General features: G+C 47.9%; 17 protein-coding genes. 4 read left to right on the forward strand and 13 right to left on the reverse strand.

Going from position 1 to position 16,998, the window contains the following annotated elements; all coding sequences use genetic code 11:
- Positions 1-16 precede the first annotated feature (16 nt).
- The 3 genes from SB752_RS23050 to SB752_RS23060 form a co-directional block, all read right to left on the reverse strand.
- Positions 17-1,453: an LCP family protein gene (locus tag SB752_RS23050; RefSeq protein WP_410717872.1), complete on the reverse strand. Its 1,437-nt coding sequence runs from the start codon at positions 1,451-1,453 to the stop codon at positions 17-19.
- A gap of 357 nt (positions 1,454-1,810) precedes the next feature.
- Complete coding sequence (locus tag SB752_RS23055) at positions 1,811-1,948, reverse strand: hypothetical protein (RefSeq protein WP_410717873.1); 138 nt, start codon at positions 1,946-1,948, stop codon at positions 1,811-1,813.
- 71 nt (positions 1,949-2,019) lie between these two features.
- A complete protein-coding gene (locus SB752_RS23060; protein WP_410717874.1) occupies positions 2,020-2,958 on the reverse strand; it encodes a carbohydrate kinase family protein in 939 nt (312 codons plus the stop codon).
- 275 nt (positions 2,959-3,233) lie between these two features.
- On the opposite strand from SB752_RS23060, the gene SB752_RS23065 reads away from it, so the two are divergent.
- A complete protein-coding gene (locus tag SB752_RS23065) occupies positions 3,234-4,454 on the forward strand; it encodes an MFS transporter (protein ID WP_410717921.1) in 1,221 nt (406 codons plus the stop codon).
- A gap of 62 nt (positions 4,455-4,516) precedes the next feature.
- Here the strand turns inward: SB752_RS23065 and SB752_RS23070 are convergent, their stop codons facing one another.
- From SB752_RS23070 to SB752_RS23100, 7 genes are all read right to left on the reverse strand, one after another.
- A complete protein-coding gene (locus tag SB752_RS23070) occupies positions 4,517-6,586 on the reverse strand; it encodes a YecA family protein (RefSeq protein WP_410717875.1) in 2,070 nt (689 codons plus the stop codon).
- Positions 6,587-6,667: 81 nt separating this feature from the next.
- Positions 6,668-6,940, reverse strand: coding sequence for a hypothetical protein (locus SB752_RS23075; RefSeq protein ID WP_410717876.1), 273 nt, complete (start codon positions 6,938-6,940; stop codon positions 6,668-6,670).
- On the reverse strand, positions 6,937-7,968 hold the full coding sequence (locus tag SB752_RS23080) for a hypothetical protein (RefSeq protein WP_410717877.1): 1,032 nt from the start codon (positions 7,966-7,968) through the stop codon (positions 6,937-6,939). Before SB752_RS23080 ends, SB752_RS23075 begins: the two co-directional genes overlap by 4 nt.
- Positions 7,969-8,195: 227 nt before the next feature.
- Positions 8,196-9,743 carry a YcdB/YcdC domain-containing protein gene (locus SB752_RS23085; RefSeq protein WP_410717878.1) on the reverse strand — a complete coding sequence of 516 codons (1,548 nt, stop codon included), beginning with the start codon at positions 9,741-9,743 and terminating at the stop codon, positions 8,196-8,198.
- A 121-nt stretch (positions 9,744-9,864) separates the two neighbouring features.
- The gene (locus SB752_RS23090; protein ID WP_410717879.1) at positions 9,865-10,812 is read right to left on the reverse strand and encodes a 3'-5' exoribonuclease YhaM family protein; all 948 of its coding nucleotides are present in this window, start codon (positions 10,810-10,812) and stop codon (positions 9,865-9,867) included.
- A gap of 21 nt (positions 10,813-10,833) precedes the next feature.
- Positions 10,834-11,364 (reverse strand): YkvA family protein, encoded by a 531-nt coding sequence (locus SB752_RS23095; RefSeq protein ID WP_410717880.1) that lies wholly within the window; start codon positions 11,362-11,364, stop codon positions 10,834-10,836.
- Positions 11,361-12,050 (reverse strand): DedA family protein, encoded by a 690-nt coding sequence (locus SB752_RS23100; RefSeq protein WP_410717881.1) that lies wholly within the window; start codon positions 12,048-12,050, stop codon positions 11,361-11,363. The genes SB752_RS23095 and SB752_RS23100 overlap by 4 nt, the downstream gene beginning before the upstream one ends.
- A gap of 208 nt (positions 12,051-12,258) precedes the next feature.
- Here SB752_RS23100 and SB752_RS23105 point away from each other — a divergent pair, with 208 nt between their 5' ends.
- Positions 12,259-12,747: a DUF2062 domain-containing protein gene (locus SB752_RS23105; protein ID WP_410717882.1), complete on the forward strand. Its 489-nt coding sequence runs from the start codon at positions 12,259-12,261 to the stop codon at positions 12,745-12,747.
- A 69-nt stretch (positions 12,748-12,816) separates the two neighbouring features.
- Here SB752_RS23105 and SB752_RS23110 read toward each other — a convergent pair whose 3' ends face one another.
- The 3 genes from SB752_RS23110 to nadE all read right to left on the reverse strand — a co-directional run bounded on the left by SB752_RS23110 (position 12,817) and on the right by nadE (position 14,682).
- Positions 12,817-13,038: a hypothetical protein gene (locus SB752_RS23110; protein ID WP_410717883.1), complete on the reverse strand. Its 222-nt coding sequence runs from the start codon at positions 13,036-13,038 to the stop codon at positions 12,817-12,819.
- A gap of 65 nt (positions 13,039-13,103) precedes the next feature.
- Positions 13,104-13,928, reverse strand: a complete 825-nt coding sequence (locus SB752_RS23115) for an MBL fold metallo-hydrolase (RefSeq protein ID WP_410717884.1) — start codon at positions 13,926-13,928, stop codon at positions 13,104-13,106.
- 1 nt (position 13,929) lies between these two features.
- Positions 13,930-14,682: an NAD(+) synthase gene (gene nadE / locus SB752_RS23120; protein ID WP_410717885.1), complete on the reverse strand. Its 753-nt coding sequence runs from the start codon at positions 14,680-14,682 to the stop codon at positions 13,930-13,932.
- A gap of 135 nt (positions 14,683-14,817) precedes the next feature.
- Here nadE and map point away from each other — a divergent pair, with 135 nt between their 5' ends.
- Positions 14,818-15,564: a type I methionyl aminopeptidase gene (gene map / locus SB752_RS23125; protein WP_410717886.1), complete on the forward strand. Its 747-nt coding sequence runs from the start codon at positions 14,818-14,820 to the stop codon at positions 15,562-15,564.
- A 203-nt stretch (positions 15,565-15,767) separates the two neighbouring features.
- Entirely contained in the window at positions 15,768-16,793 is a 1,026-nt protein-coding gene (locus SB752_RS23130; protein WP_410717887.1) for an LLM class flavin-dependent oxidoreductase, read from the forward strand.
- Positions 16,794-16,998 lie beyond the last annotated feature (205 nt).

The raw sequence follows: 16,998 nt of genomic DNA on the forward strand, positions 1-16,998 counted from the left end.
TTCATTGGAAAATGCTTTAGATACCTGGCGGTGTAACAGAACCTGCTTCCTGTCCTGAAGGCTGCATAATATCAGGCGGTGGAGCTACAATGCCATTGGTTGCAGGTGGGACTGTTGTCGTCGGTTGATTTTGCTCCTTCTGAGGAGTCTGTCCTGATTGTCCCGACTGCTCTGGGCTCACAATATCTGCCGGCGGTGCTACCTGGTCAAGGGAATCCTGAGGGTCCCCAGCATCTGCAGGTGGTGTCGCCTCAGCTTCCTCTTCTTCCGGAGTCTTTTTCTTTGGTGGTGGAGCCGCAGTCTCAGTCGTTTTCTTTTTCTTCGATGCATTGCTGCTCGATGCTGCTACCGCTGCTTCACCAGAGCCGAGAACGGGAGAGTTGTTAATCTGAGCAACTACAGAGCCGCTTACTCCCATCTCCGCTTGTAGAGAGCTACGTATTTCTTCGAGCTTCTCTTTCTCAAGATACGTATATCCTCCCTGCCAGTAGGCGCCATTGTCCAGTGCAGAGACAGTTGAGGCATTAAAGCCTTTGAAGTCAAATGCCAATCCTTTGATTTGATCTTTAGACAGGTCTGTATGTATATTCTTCGCACCTACATCCATGATGTTAAATACCTTGGTCAATCCCTCAACAGAAGCGACCTTGTCCACAATGGCTTTAATCACCTCTTGTTGACGTCTGTTGCGATCAAAATCGCTGGAGTAGTATTTAGTACCGCGATTGTCATGACGATGTCGAACATAGCCCAATGCTTGCTCCCCATTCAGCTTTTGCAAGCCAGGACTCAGATTAATGTGTGTATTGTCAGTCGGATCATCATAGACCAGCTTGCGATCTACGTTTACCTCAACACCGCCGAGCTCATCAACCACTGCTTTGAAGCCGTCAAAATCGATGGCAACATAATGCTCGATCGGAATACCCAAAATTTCATTAATTGTTTTTTTCGTTAAGGAAATTCCGTCCTCAGTCGGAACCTTGTTGTTACGTTCTGCCTGACGGCGTTCTGCCTCTCCGTTTGCATAAACGGAGTTAATCTTGTGATAATCGCGATAGCCTGGAATTTTCACCCTTGTATCACGCGGGATCGACACCATCGTCACTTTCTTGGTTTTTGGATTCGCAACTGCCACAATCATCACATCTGTGTTCATCGAGCCTGTCTCCGGACGGCTGTCAGAGCCAAGAACGATAAAAGACATTGGCTTGTCAGAGTGATAAACCGGATCGACATTTTGAGAAACAGTGGATGTAAATCCATTGTTCGTTGGATTCGTTACTTCATTCAGAGTGTCTTCAATTTTCCAATAAATTGCTCCAGCCACACCGCCAACCAACAACAGGGCTATCAAGCTAAAGAAAAACAAAAATCGACGTACTTTTCGATTACGTGTCGGTTGCTTTTTTCGGGGGGCAGAAGCGCGTGTTTTTGCAACAGTTTCTGGCATATGTATCAGTCTCCTTGTTCGCGCACGCTTTTTAAGACGTATCAGAATGTTTAGTTGTTACACTTGGATGCCACATTCTTTCAAAAAACGATCCGATACGCGTCAATTTTTCCACCAATGGCGGCTGCTCTTGTCAGGAGCAGACCTCAAATGAGGTTTTTTTACAAAAGAAAATAGGGCACAATACAAAACAGTGCCACATGGCTGGATGCACTAATATTTTCTTCTGTTGGTAATAGTCTGATTCAGGTATTGTACCATACCATTGTCTTCATTTGTAGAAAAATGTTCCCATCAATTAAAAATCCCCCATCTTTTTGTCGATAGGGGAAACTTTTAAACGGGTACTATTCGGATTTACTGCAACCCGCGAGGCGCCTGGCTGAAGCCTTGCACAGGACCCTCCGCCTTCTTGTTTTTCGAGCGATGAGAATCGCCCCCTTGGCGAACGTGGCTTTCCTGTTTGCCGTTTACATCGTTAGATTTCTTCTCCATGGTACACTCCTCCTCGTACAAGACTACCGAGTAGTGTGCGTCAATGTATGTAATCTCATCCCAGCTCCCGATCACTGCTTTTGGGTAGAGGCAAAGAAATCTTTTCGGTTCACCAAATGATCGATGTCATACATGCCCGTTTGCTGGGCGGATAGCTCTGCTAGGGCAATCCCGTATGCGGCCTGCTCGGAAAGGGACGCAGCTTTATTTTGAGCATAAATTACTCCGGCAGCAAACGCATCTCCTGCTGCCTCTCTAATCGGATTGGGAGGAGCAGGCAGCCACGATGAGCCGTTTTGATCACAAAGGCATAATCCGGCATCTCCACATATAACCATAACGTTACCGATTCCTTCTTCTACGAGCTTGCGAGCGCAACGCTCCACGTCATAAAAGGAGTACAGCGATTGTCCGCTCAATTGCTCGATTTCATCAATGCTGGAAATGAGCAAATGAACTCCATTCAGCATACCTCGCCATTTCTCTGCCTTTTTAACCGAGACGGGATCAACAATAACCTTTTTCCCGAGACGCTTTGCTTCCTGAAGAAATGTTTGCATCACCATTTGCGGAAGATTCGCATCCATAAACAATCCGGCTGCTTGCGGCAAGCGTTGCAATCCGCTTTGAACCAAAGCATCTGTCCAAGCTTCATTCACATCCATATCGGCAACAGCAGCGTACAAATCGCCGTCCAGATCGCGAATCGCCAAATACCGCCCCGTTGATTTGCCCGGAATAAGAAACATGCCATGAGTAGCTACGCCACTTTTCGCGGTAATATGTCGTAGCCATTCGCCGTCTGCATCCTCTCCTAGCAGAGCAAATAGTTGCACCTCCTGGCCCAGCCAGCCCAAATTTTCTGCTACATTTCGTGCTACTCCGCCTGCCGCTTGCTGGACATGACCAGGATTACTCGTTCCAGGCAACAATCTGGCAATAGTGACTCCCTGCACATCCACATTGGCTCCACCTACGCATAGCCAATATTCTGACATCCCTTCCAGCATTACAGCACCCCTCTTCGCCTAGTACTCATCATTTAGCGAATGATTATCCTCTCTTTTTCGACAATCATTGCCCGTTTACCTACCTGTGCAAAAACTTCCTTGATCAGCTATCTCTTGTCCGTTATTCCCTACATCCATATTTCACTAATACAGTAATGACGCCTAGGGCTTTCCGTGCTACAGTGGAAAAACAAGACGGTTGCTCTGATCCAGTGAAAAAGTTCATTGGAGGATGAAGAGCCGTTTTGACGAAAAAAGACGGAGATGAAACCAATATGAGCGCTTCGGCTACACCGATTCAAGCAACACCTTCGGGGAGTGCAGCGCCTACTGTCTATCGCATGCTGTTTGCGATCAGCATTGCCCATTTGCTGAACGACAGTCTACAGGCAGTCATCCCTGCCCTGCTCCCCATTGTAGAAAAAAACCTGTTACTGAGCTTTACGCAGGTCGGCATGATCTTATTAGTCATGAATCTTACCTCATCTGTCCTTCAGCCGATCGTCGGCTACTTCTCAGATCGAAAATCACGACCACTGCTTCCCCCTATCGCCCTTATCGTCTCTGGACTTGGAATGCTAGCACTTGCTTTTGCCGGGAACTATTATGTCGTTCTCTTATCTGTCGCCTGCGTAGGGATCGGGTCGGCAGTCTTCCATCCCGAAGCATCACGCTTTGCGCATCTGGCATCCGGTCCACGGCGCGGGTTAGGACAGTCCATTTTTCAGGTAGGAGGTAACGCTGGTCAGGCCCTCGCTCCTTTAATGACAATTCTTGTTTTCGCCAACCTGGGACAGACGGGAGCTATGTGGTTCTTATTGCCAGCACTCGTTGCCAGCTCGGTACTTTTATATGTGGCTCTCTGGTTTCGGGGTCAACAACGTTTGAAAAAAGCAGCTGCAACCGCTGTAGCCTATGGACATCGTGACAAACGATTACTTGCTATCGGGCTTTTGGTACTAATCGTCAGTGTCAGGTCCTGGATGAACGCCGGGTATCAGAGCTTTTATCAGTTTTATTTGATGTATATCAAGGACATGGAGTATGCGAACGCACAGCTGGTCGTCTTTGGCTTCCTTTTGGCAGGGGCTATCGGAACCTTTTTGGGCGGACCACTCTCTGATCGCTTCGGGAAACGAAATTTGCTCATCCTCTCTACCTTGGGCTCGCTTCCGTTAACACTCCTGACTCCGTACGTTTCAGGATTTTGGACATTTCCTCTGCTCTTTTTGAGTGGGTTGATTATGCTGTCCAGCTTTTCCGTAACTGTCGTATATGCCCAAGAGCTTCTTCCCGGACGAATTGGCACAGTATCTGGTCTCATTATCGGCCTAGCCTTTGGGATGGGCGGCATGGGTGCTCTCGTTTTTGGATCACTCGCCGATACGTATAGCCTTTCTTTTGTCATTACACTTTGCTCCTGGCTGCCTTTAATCGGCATGTTGGGCTTCTTGTTACCAAATGATGCGACTGTCCGTGCCTGGAACCAATCCTAACTGCCTTTTATAACTGCAAAGAACCCGAGGAAAGCTAGGCTTCCTCGGGTTCTTTTGTTCTATTATACGAGTACACTAGTTGGTGCACCTAACAACAGGGCTACTACAGGTGGATACAGCTCTGGCGTACCGAACAGGCGCCATTTGCCATCCTCCCCTTTGCCAAACAGACCGGAAATGATCCAATCAGATGCGAGCAACTGTCCCTGCTCCACCTCGATTACGAGGTTGATCTTTTCCCCATTTGGACGAAGCGCCACCCAGCCATTCGCAGTCTGATCTTGCAGAATCAGTGGTTCATCCACGATTTCCGCGATTCCAGCAGACGTTTGGAGGAGATTTTGATTCGCTTCTTTTTCCAGAACTCCCCGCAGTCGATACGTTTCTGGCAAAGTCTCTTTGAGCTCTGTAAACAATGGTTGCAGTGCTGCGTACAAGGACGTGTCTCCTTGCTTGTCAAGCCATTTGAAGAATGCTGTGAGTACAGACAGCAGATTGGTTGCCAACGTTTTGGTCGTAGCATCCGCACGAGTATAAATGTCGTGAATGAGGAAGTACGCCACATCCTCACGACGCAGCTGATTCCATGTAAAAGCAGGCCCAAAAGCCCCTCTGACAAAAGTACGGAAGTTATTCATCACTTCGTCGTATTTTTTGACAGTTGCTTCCGACTTGCCATCAGTCATCTCTTGAACGAAGCGATTGATGTCAGCCAGTCGCTCTGGATGTACGGTATACACGCTCTCTGGGAGACCTTCGATGAGTGGTCGGCTCAACAGATTGTTTACGTGAATGCTTTCATTTGATAAAGCAAGACGTGGTCTGAGCATGTCCATACGAATGAATCGCGCCAAGCCTTGACCCACTTTGCTATCCTGCTCCATCTGATCCATCAGTGCCTGGAGCTTGCCACGCATCTCCTCATTGTCTGTCGCTGCGACTAGAACAGGCGCCAGATCATCCAGCAGCTCATGCGGTGTTACCAGCCATTTTTCAGCGAAATAAGTTTGAACTGCCCATTGCAGTACCTTTGGTGGCAGCATTGGCTGACTGGTAATGAACAGAGTGCCCTTCGAGAGCTTGGAGCCTGTAGACGTCAACACACGAATTTCTTCCTCGTTTTCATATGCAACCAGTTCAAGCAATCGAGCTACTTCATCCAGCTGAGAAGCATATCCTTCCAGCATGAGCTTGTCTTCCTGTACAAGCACTTCTGCCTGTACTTCATACAATTCAAGCAAAGCATTTTTCAGCATAGGGAACAGATGCTCTTCTTTCCGTGTCGCGTATACCCAAATTTCACGAGCACCATCGCGTTTTTTCAGTTCAAACGCTCTGTTTGCCTCGATCTTCTTACGGAACGGATCGCGCTTTGGCAACGCATAGGTGCGACGAAGCAATGCATCTTCCTTTGCTCCCTGCGACTGGTCTTGTGTTTCACCAAACTGAACAATGAAGCGATACAGGTCGGTCGTATACACACGTTTGCTTGTATCGTCAGCAGCTTCCACCACTTCGGGATGCTCTTTCAACCATTCCATGAGCTGTGCTTTTACATGCGGCTGCAAGATGATGCTTCCTGAAAACAGCATATTGCGCAGTCCCAAATTCAAGAGGCGTCCCACAATAAATTGTCCGATCTGTACATTCAAATTGTTGGAGCGCAGCAAGTAGTGCTTTTCTTGGGTAATGGGCTGTTGAATCGTCAGGACATCACGTTCCACTTCGACGATTTCATATACATTTAGATGCAACTGGGCGAAGGCATGGCGCAGATCTGGCTCCATCCGACGTCCATGCTGCTTGACATAGTTCTCAAGCAGCGTGCTGCCACCTGTTTTTACATCAAGCACGCACCAGTTGAAGAAATGTGCTGCCCACTCAGGTTGCATCACACTTTCTTCGGAAAGACCGATCTCGTCTGCAAAACGCTTGCGAGCTTCTGAAATCACTTCACTGGTCACATTCCCACCAACAAAATGGTTCAATCTTTCCACCCAGCCAGCGTATTCTTTTTGTAATTTTTGCTCGTGACGGCTACGCAATTCCGTTATCGGCGTAACGACCCCACAGCATTTTTTGTATTTTTTCCCGCTCCCGCAGGGGCAAAGTTCGTTTCTTCCTACTGACATAGAGGGTTTGGGTCTCCTTTCCATCCCACGCGGCATGCGCGGGGAATCCTACACAATCCCCCTATTTTACCGCATTTTTCGTCATGTGTTCAAGTGTTCTCGTTTTGGATCGTGTGCGATACCCACATCACCATTGTCTTCCCATTGGGCAATAAATTGCTCCAAACGGTTCATCAAGCGGACGATGCGCTGCTTCTCGCCCATGCAAGCTGAAATAGCAGAGAGCTGGTTTGCGGTGAAAAGCTCCACCACTTCCTGCTCCATTTCTTGAAGGCGAATCCGATAGCCCGCGATTACTTCGCGCAAGAAGACAAATCTTTGCTCCAACCGGATCGTAGCCCCAAGTTTACTCATTGTTGTTCACTAGTAGCCAGCACTTGTTGAATACCAAGTACAATCTGCTCATGCTTATGTTTCTCTTTCATCAACACTTCTATAGCTTGCATGTTACTTTGTTGAAAGTGAGCAACAACTTCTTGGGACATATCTTGCTGGCGAGTCTCCAAGCGACTGATTGCCTCTTGCAAAAGCTGTTGTACTTCCTCAAGGACTTGTTGGTTAATTGCGTTACTCATTGTTATTTCCTCCTTGGTAATTAACGGTTTCATCTGTTCTTTTTGTTCTTCATGCAAAACTGGTTGAGCGGATTCGGATACAGCTACCTCTAACATAGACTCGGTATTCGCTATCGTTTCAGAATCAATGGCTTCAGCTGTCACGGCAACTTCTGCTGCCGCTGGCTCGTCCATTTGCTCCTCGATTTGCTGTTCAATGTCATCTTCACTACGAGCGATGATGTACAAAATCTCACCATCGATCCGGAAGCGATCATCAAGGACTGGTAAAAAAGCCGCGTCTCCAGCGATCCCTACTTCTTGCTCCAGAAAGTGAATCAAGGAGCGGGATGTCACTTGAGTGATACCATTTTTACGGCAAAACTCATAGACCTGGTCATTTCCCAGTGTCCACTCAGCCAGAAACCAGCGAATATCTCCCTGATACTGGACAAAGCGGGTGTCCTTTTCCAATTGCAGCATGCGCAAAATTTGATTCCAGCCAAACTGGGTTTGTCTGCGCAGCTCGGCAACGATCTGCTCAAGCTTTTTTGGTGCCCCAGTATCCCGCAAAAAACGGTACGCCAGATCATACAATTGATGTGGCTGATAAGTTAGTTCCACAATTGCTTCAGAACTGGCAACCCGCACTGGTGACTGATCCATCTGCAGCACTTTCTCTAAGAGTGCCGTGCTGTCCAGATCCAAAAAAGCATTCAGCTCATTCGCTTCCATCCGGGAGCATATCTCCGTCCGGGGGAGGGAGCGCTCACCAGACCGGAATACCTTCTTGACAATACTTGGTAGGGTATAGGTTGGCCGTTTCATGCACTTTCTCCTTCTCGTGATCGGCATTGTTTGCCAAATCAAATGGGAATCAAAGAGATATTCTACAAAAAGCAAAAAAATCCTACTAGACAGAAAGTGTTTATCAATTTCGATAATAAGAAACCTCAATCGATACCAATGGATGGAGGTACTGCGGATCGCTTGTACATTCTTTTACGTTAAAAAATCAAATCCCGGCAAAGAATTGTCTTTGGCCGGGAGCAATCTTATTCAATCCATTCAAGCCAGCTTTCTTCTTTTTCGCTAGTTGCAGCATTGATTTGTGTCGATAGCATCTCTAGCGTGGGGGCATATACTAGCTGTGGCAGCTTGGCTGTCTGTGTATTAGCTTGTGGATACCAGTACGCCAGTGAAACATTCGACTGCTTTAGAAAAGCCTTTTTGGCCGTTTCCATGTCAACCAGCTTGCCCTGCGCAAGACTTGCTGGCAGGCTGGATAGTTCCGCTACCTTAGCCATAGCTACCTTCCCTTTTTTGGCATCCACATCAACAGTGTACAATGGCTCCTTCGTCGTGATACCGTTCACATGCGGATAAAACTGATAGCTGAATATCCGCTGGACGTGATTTTGATCTACCCAGCCCGGCAAATTGTCTACCAGTCTTGAGGCTTTCACTACAAATGATTTTTCCGTGGACAATATATACTTTTCCACAAATTGAACAGCGAGCTTCTCCGCTTCAGCTTCGGTCCACTTTTTATCGTTACCGTCCCTTGTTGCTCCCTCCAGCTTCAGCTCGATAAGCTGCCCGCTTTGGCGGTCTACAGCAACCGTTGCACTTTCGTAAACCGGATTCAGCCATTGGTAAAGATCCGTGGTCCTATCCTTGCTCGTCTCGTTCACATGCTTATAGTTCAATGTGGGGATAGCGAGCTGAAAATCATCCACGAGCAGCTTCTCCAGCTTCTTTTGGTCCCTCCAGCTGGAGCTGTCCGCTGTTCCTTTGAGACTCAACGTCTTTCTGCTCTCTATAGTAACAGATGGGACAGCCTCCCCTGTCAGCGCGTCAATGATCGGTACGTTTTTCGGTGCATAAACAAGCTTGCCGCTTTTGGTATCATAAGCAAGCTCCAGCGTCAGCTCATCTCCAAAGACCTTTTCTGCCTTGTCTTTCGAAATCGCTTGCTTCGGATTCACAACCTCTGTTTCTAGAGGCAATTTTTCTTCGTTCTTGCGATAAAGCACGATCTGCCCCTCGGCATCAACCATGACTTGTCCTACTTCTTTCCATACACGTACTTCATGTAGTCTAGGATATAAAGGTACGACCAGAAGATTGTCACGCGTTGATCCGCGATTGCTGGATAACATCGGTTGGGTAGCGACAACATAATCTTCCCACATATTTTTATGGAGAAAATCGACTGCAATTTTGTAGTTTTTTTGTTTTTCCGGCTTTTTCCTGCTGTCTCTGTGTGGGTCTGTATAGATTAGGGAGGAAATATTGTGACCAGAATCGATGACGAGATTCAAGGAAGCCCCTGCTTTGATAGCACTTTTCTGGTCAGATAGGTTCAGGATATAGGAGTCGCTTCGATTCCCAAAATAATTGACATGCAAGTCTTGAATGGCTGGCAAATAATTTTCTTGCAGCTCTTCCAGTGTTTCGATCACGTCTGGTGGCAATTCAACTGTATCCTCGCTCGATTTCTCTACGTAAGCGTGAACAATGATTGGCTTCACATCCGTTCCTGCTACTGTCAAAACACTTGCTATCAGCAAAAGTGCTGCCTCTTTGCTTCGTGCCTTCACTTCATTTCCCTCCCAATATATCCATCACTCCGATGACGTATAGGAAGTGAAAAACGTTACTGTTTTTCATCATTACTCATACAAAAATGAAGGCTGCTACACATTGTGCAGCAGCCTTGACTTAATATCCACGCCAAACCTTTCTTTTCAATACACCAGCATATGCCCATTCATCCTCTTCGCCCATGTCTGCGAGCGTTTGACCCAAGGCATTCATTTTACTGTCAATTTGATCAAGATAATGGAACAGGACAGCAGTTGGTGTCTTGCCCGAAACTGCGCTGCCCCAGCCATTTTCAACTTCACCGTGGTGGCTTAATATGCAATGCTTCAGATGCAGAACCTCAGCATCACCCAAAGGAATATCCAGCTTGCGGCAAATACTGCTTACCATCTCTACTCCCATAACCAGGTGACCGATTAATTGACCCGGTGTTGTATAATCAGGAGCTACTGGATCAGACAGCTCGTACAGCTTGCCGATATCATGCATGATGCAGGTAGCATAGAGAACATCTCTGTCCACTTGCGGATAGAGCGGAAGCAGTCTTTCTGCAGCAGTGAGCAAGGAAACGATGTGCTCCAATAAGCCGTGATAGTAGTTATGATGCATCCGAACTCCGGCAGGGTAATGACGGATTCTCTCGCGAATCTCACCATCTGCTAGCGCTTCGTTGATAATTGCTTTTAGCGTACCGCTTTGCAAGCCGTGAATCTTCTGTTCCAGCTTGTCCCATAGTTCATCAACAGGTACAGGCGAGACCGGAATAAGTGATTCCATCAGAACCTCATCCGAAGCCGAGGCTGGCCTGATTCGTTGAATGACCAGTTGCTTTTTCCCCCGGTACATTTGAACCGCAGCATCAATTTTTACAACTGACTTCACTGCAATGGCTTCTTTCATTTCCGCACTTACATCCCACACCTTGGCCATGAGTGTACCAGAGCGATCTCCCAGCTCCAGATTGAGATACTCACTTTGATTGCTTGCGACACCAGCTTCCTTGTTTTTTACCAGGCAAAACGCGACAACACGCTCTCCTTCTTGATAATCCGCGAGATATTTCATCGACTCGTCCCATCCTACGCCTTATTTTTTTCGAAACACGATCTCTTCCAGCTTCTTCACGATTTTTTTGCCAACCAGATCGTCAGCTGCTTTGATCACTCTGGTAATTACCGCAAGCAAATCGTCTTCGCCATTCCAATGCTCCCGTACAATAACTTCATCTACGTCAACGAGAATTCTACGGAGTGCATACACCGAAAGAACAACGTCATCCAAAAGACCTAAGCCGCCAACGAGCGCCTCAGGGATAAAGTCAATCGGTGCAATAAAGTAAGCAACTGCGGCACCAGCGATGGCTTTGGATGTGCCGCCTACCCGCTTGTCCATGATCAAACGTGCAAGCAGGACGAACAAATCCGGGGCGAGCAGGATGTAATTGGCGACCGTTTCGTTGACGCCCTTGTCTTTGATAAAGCTTTCAATTTTTGCACGCAGCTTGTCGTAGAAGCGCTGATGAGGCTCAGGCAGCTCAACCGGAATCAGCTCAACCGGCTTTCTGACAGCAGGTAAATTTTCGTTTTGCTTGTCTTGATTTCTGTCTTCCTCGTTCATTTCGATTCCTCCTGCATACGTTTTTTCATGTTTCTTTTACGGCGAATATACGACACGCCAGCGATGATAACCAGCAGGGCTATGAAGAAAATAGCGAGATTGCGGGAAATAAGATCAAAGACAGCCTCCCAACGCTCCCCTAGTTGCCATCCAAGCGTCACAAACAAAATACTCCAAAATAATCCACCCAAATACGTATAGATCATGAAGGTAGGAAAAGGTAGCCGTGTAATTCCGGCAAAATAGGCGGTGAATTGCCGAACACCCGGGATAAAGTATCCCATCGGCAAAGCCCACTTGCCTACTCGATTAAACCAGTCTTCCGTTTTTTTATAAAGGGTGTAACCCATGCCTAGGCGTTTCCCATACCGCTCCAGAAAAGCAAAGCCTAACGTTCTTCCGATCCAGTAGGCAGCTGTCATCGCGGAGACTGAACCAAGAAAGCAAACAAGCAGGGTTGGCCAATACTTCAGCTTACCTGTCGAAACAAGAAAGCCTGAGAATACGAGCAAGGTCTCCTCTGGCAGTGGCATTCCCAGTATCCCTAGAAAAAATAATCCAAACAAAGCGCCGTATCCGTATTGCGAAATCGAATCACCGATTGTCGCCATTACATCTGTCACAACCTTCACCACTTTTCCAGCGAATCTGCCCTCTTCATTATGCCAAAATATATAAGTATTCACAAATCACATGCTCAGTTGACAACCAACTAGCATCTGTGTACGGTTACCTAGGTAACACTTTCTCAGATAACTATTTTCTATTCTACAATCAAGTACGAATCATCCATGTTTTCGTTACGTTGTATTTGTCGCTGCAATTCGCTGAGTAGTAAAACACCATTTGGTTATAATGAAAAAATTGAGACGTGACAAACGAGGTACAGACACCATGTGGACAAAAATTTATCGCAAGCTGAAACTTGAATACTACAAGCTGATTCGCATGAAAGGGGCCCCATCCTTTGTCGCTCGCGGCTTCAGTGTTGGGATTTTTGTAGAATTTATTACCCTTCCCACCTTTGGGCTGGCATTTTTGTTGCTGTTCCCATTGGTCAAGCTGTTTCGTGCCAGTTTGCCCGCAAGCCTGATTGCTTTTGTGATTGGCAAGCTCGTCCTGCCTATTTTTATGGTCATTAATTACAATCTTGGATATGCGATCACGGGCAAGCCTTTGCAGGAGCATCTCGTCCACAATAATGAGCCTTGGGAAAAATGGCTGATCTGGATGAAGGAAAAAGGACTCGCGTATTTCACAGGCAGTGCTGTCATGGGGCTCATCGTTGCTTTTTCTAGTTACTTCCTCGTTTCTGCCGCACTGCAGTTCTACCGTCGGAAAAGGATGTGTCGTTCTTTATCACATGGTCGCACTACTACGTGAGACAAAACAAAAAGACCGGTTGTTGACAACAAATCCGTTGTCATACCGGTCTTTTTCCTGCTCACAAAGTTATGCGAAGTAGCCTTTATCCCGCAGTTGCTCCATGATTTCGGCAACAGTACTCTCTTGATTCAACAGCTCCAACGTAACTTGTACTTGCTCTGGGGACAGGCCGTTCGCTCCCAGACTCTCGCTCACCAACACGAGGTTGGGGCGACGGAAGTACGTTTGCAAGGTACGCTTCACGCGTCCTTCCAGACTCGTTTTCAGCATCAATTCAGTCGTCGACATCTGTTCCACCTCTTTCTAGAGAGATCTATGCATAACCTCTATTATCGTACAAAATTGCCCAAGAATCAACCTTTCTGCGAAACAGCTTCTTTCATCAGTTGATTTCGGTTTTGCTCATGTGCCGAAAGCAGATACGGGTCGATCGGCTGGTCATCGTATGTCATCTGCCCAAACCGCTCCTCCAGCTCGTTTTCCTCGGCTCCTGACGCCAGACCTTCGAAAATGATGGCTCTTGCTTCGTTTAGGTACAGTCGATCCCGCTTGATTCTATGTAGAATGTCTTCGCGTCCTTTGACTGGAACTCCATGCCCGGGAATGAGTTCTTCTACCTTTCCCTCGTTCACTAGCCGTTCGATTTTTTCGAGGCTTTCCAAATAGGCCGCACTATCGTCGATAAACGGAAATTCCAAATTGGAGAGCATATCCCCAACTACGAGCAGCTTCTGGTCCCGAAAAAGCGTCGCCAGCTGATCCGGAGTGTGACCTGGAACAGGCATGAAATACACCTCCTGCCAATCCTCGGCTGCATCCACAAGCTTATAAAAGGAAGGCACCTCGAACTCATACGGTCGAACCACATAATACGAGCCGTCGAATCGCTTCACTTTGTTCAGCTTCTTTTCCATCCGTCCGGACTCCAGGATTTCTTTTTGTGCGATAAGCTTGGCATCCAGGAACTTTGGGTAGCCGGCAATATGATCCCAATCCCCATGTGTTAACACGAGAACCAGCTCACGCCCCTCCCGAACGCTTTGCACATAGCCTTCAATCCCATCGATCTCTTGCGGAAAATACGCTGGATCAATCAGGTAAATGCGCTCCTCTGTTGACACGACCGTACTCGTCGTTTGCCATAAATAGCTGGTAAACAGCTTGTATGTTTGCCCCATGCTAAATACCTGGCATGAGGTTGCGTTTGTGCTCCGAGATGCGGTGCAAGTAATCGATTCGCTCTTTTGCTTCTGGTCGTGTCTCGCCAGTAATTAAATAACGATCGAGATCCTCGTAGGTGAAGCCCATTTCATCTTCATCTGTTTGGCCTTCCCACAAATCAGCAGAAGGTGGCTTTGTAATAATCGAATCGGGAACACCTAGCTCCGCTGCCAGGATTCTCATTTCATGCTTCGTCAGGCTCGCAACCGGATTAAAGTCAGCCAGACCGTCGCCACCCTTGGTCATATAGCCGACATGGACTTCACTAAGATTGCAAGTATCTGCAACGAGGTATCCTTTTTGATTCGCAATGGCGTACAAGGTCGTCATGCGAAGACGTGCTTTGGTATTTCCTTTTGTTTTGTCATCCAATGGCAGTACGCCTTCGATAACAGGAACGAGCGCATCGTACGCAGGACCTACATCAATCGTCACGAGATTCAGATCAATCGCATCAGCCAATTTCTGGGAGTCCACTGCATGAACGTCGAGGGAATAAGCTGGCAGCCATACACCGATTACCCTATCGCGTCCCAAGGCACGTACACATAAAGCCGCTGTAACTGCACTATCAATGCCGCCAGAGATACCGACTACTGCCCCGCCCAGCCCAGGTCCATCAATTTGTTCACGAATAAAAGCAACGCGTTTTTCCACGTCCTCTTTTACATGTATCTGGTAGTTCGCCAGATGTTCCTGAAACTTGTCCATGCTACCTACCCCCAGGTTGATTATTTCTCCCTCATCCTACCATGCTGTTTTGACTGTGGCAATTAGCCGAAAACAAGTCTACACTATATACTGAAGAGAGCCATAGAATTTACAACGAGGACAAGGAGAGAGTCAATGATTATCCTCAAAACACCTGAAGAGATTGAACTGATGCGGGCAGCGGGCAAAATCCTTGCCGCGTGTCATCGCGAAATAGCGTCCATGATCCGTCCCGGTATTTCGACGTGGGACATTGATCAATTCGCTGAGCAGTTTTTGGCGAAGCACGGTGCAACCCCTGAGCAAAAAGGCTTCCACGGGTACCCATATGCGACTTGCGGCTCGGTAAATGATGTCATCTGCCACGGTTTTCCGAAAAAAGAGGCCCTGCGTGACGGTGATATCGTAACGATTGATATGGTAGTTCGCAAAGACGGCTGGCTCGCTGATTCAGCTTGGTCTTATGAAGTAGGGACCGTTTCCCCGGAAGCGAAAAAACTGCTGGAAGTTACGGAAAAATCACTATATCTTGGCATCGAGCAAGCCGTCGTCGGAAACCGGATCGGAGACATCTCCCATGCCATCCAGACGTACGCTCAGGCCCAAGGCTACTCGGTTGTTCGCGACTTTACAGGCCACGGAATTGGTCAGGAAATGCACGAAGAGCCTTTTGTACCTCACTTTGGACCTGCCGGACGCGGCCAACGCCTGAAGGAAGGCATGGTTATCACGATTGAACCGATGCTCAATATTGGGACGTATCATGTCTCGATTGATGAAGATGGCTGGACAGCCCGCACTCGTGACGGAAAGCTGTCCGCACAGTATGAGCATACAATTGCCATTACAGCGGATGGGCCAGTCATTCTAACCAAACAATAGGGATACCAAGAGAAAAAGAAGCCTCTGTACATAATCTGGTACAAGGCTTCTTTCTTTTCGGCCAATGTGCTGCACAGAACATCGGTGCCTTGACATGAAAATGGCTGGTACGTATCATGCAAGTACGTTTAGTACCATCATTCCAGGGTGCAGATGCCCTGGCACACACGTCCCGCTCATCGTCAAAGGAGGGTCACTTACTCATGTCAGATACAAATCATTCCCGGACATTGCGCGATATTCCCTTGTCTGTTCTAGATCTTGCCCCTATCATACAGGGAGGAACAGCCGCAGATTCCTTTCGCAACAGCCTTGATTTGGCTTTGCACGTTGAAAAATGGGGCTTCCTGCGCTACTGGCTTGCTGAGCATCATTCGATGCCGAGTGTAGCCAGCTCTGCCACTTCCGTCCTTATCGGTCATATCGCCGGAGGGACAACAAAGCTGCGCGTCGGCTCCGGCGGAATCATGCTTCCGAATCATTCTCCGCTGGTCATTGCGGAGCAGTTTGGTACGCTTGAATCACTTTACCCCGGACGGATCGACCTCGGTCTGGGCCGTGCTCCAGGATCAGATCAGCGTACGGCTCGTGCTCTGCGTCGTGATATGCGCATCGGCGGCGAGGACTTCCCGGAGCTTCTGGAAGAGCTACGCGAATATTTCCGACCACAAACGGAAGGTGCGTCAACAGGTGTACGGGCAATTCCTGGCGAAGGGCTGAATATCCCGATCTGGCTGCTCGGCTCCAGCGACTTTTCTGCACGACTCGCCGGCCTGCTCGGGCTGCCGTTTGCTTTTGCCGGCCATTTTTCACCCAACTACATGCAGACTGCGTTGCAAACATATCGTCACTGCTTCCGCCCTTCCGAGATGTTGGACAAACCGTACGCGATGGTCGGTGTTAACGTGATGGCTGCGGATACGGATGAAAAAGCACAGCGCCTGGCGACCTCTCATTTTCAGGCCTTTTTGAATATCGTTCGCGGGAACCTCCAGCCGATTCAGCCGCCAGTAGACAATATGGATGAAATATGGTCCGAATTTGAAAAGATCTCGGTGCAATCCCAGCTACGCTCTTCGGTCATCGGCAGCCCAGACACCGTAGGGCAGGGACTTGAGGAATTGCTGGAAGCGACCCAAGCCGACGAGCTGATGATCACTACGCAAATGTACCATCATGCGGATCGCATCCGCTCCTTCGAGATTGTCGCAGACATTTGGAAATCGTAAGACGAACGACAATATATATCGAGAGAAAAGCGGCTGCTTCGTGAGTGGCCGCTTTTTTCTTGTCTCTGAATGGACCGATTCAACACCGCTCGTAACGGACTTAGTCTTGGCAGTGAGCAGCGTAATGGCCATCAGGATTACGATGGCTTGTCCAGCTTTACTTCCACAAAATAAAAAAGTGGCCTTTCTGCACATTTGCGCAGCC

It is taken from the genome of Brevibacillus sp. SIMBA_040 (assembly GCF_046535075.1).
GTDB lineage: Bacteria > Bacillota > Bacilli > Brevibacillales > Brevibacillaceae > Brevibacillus.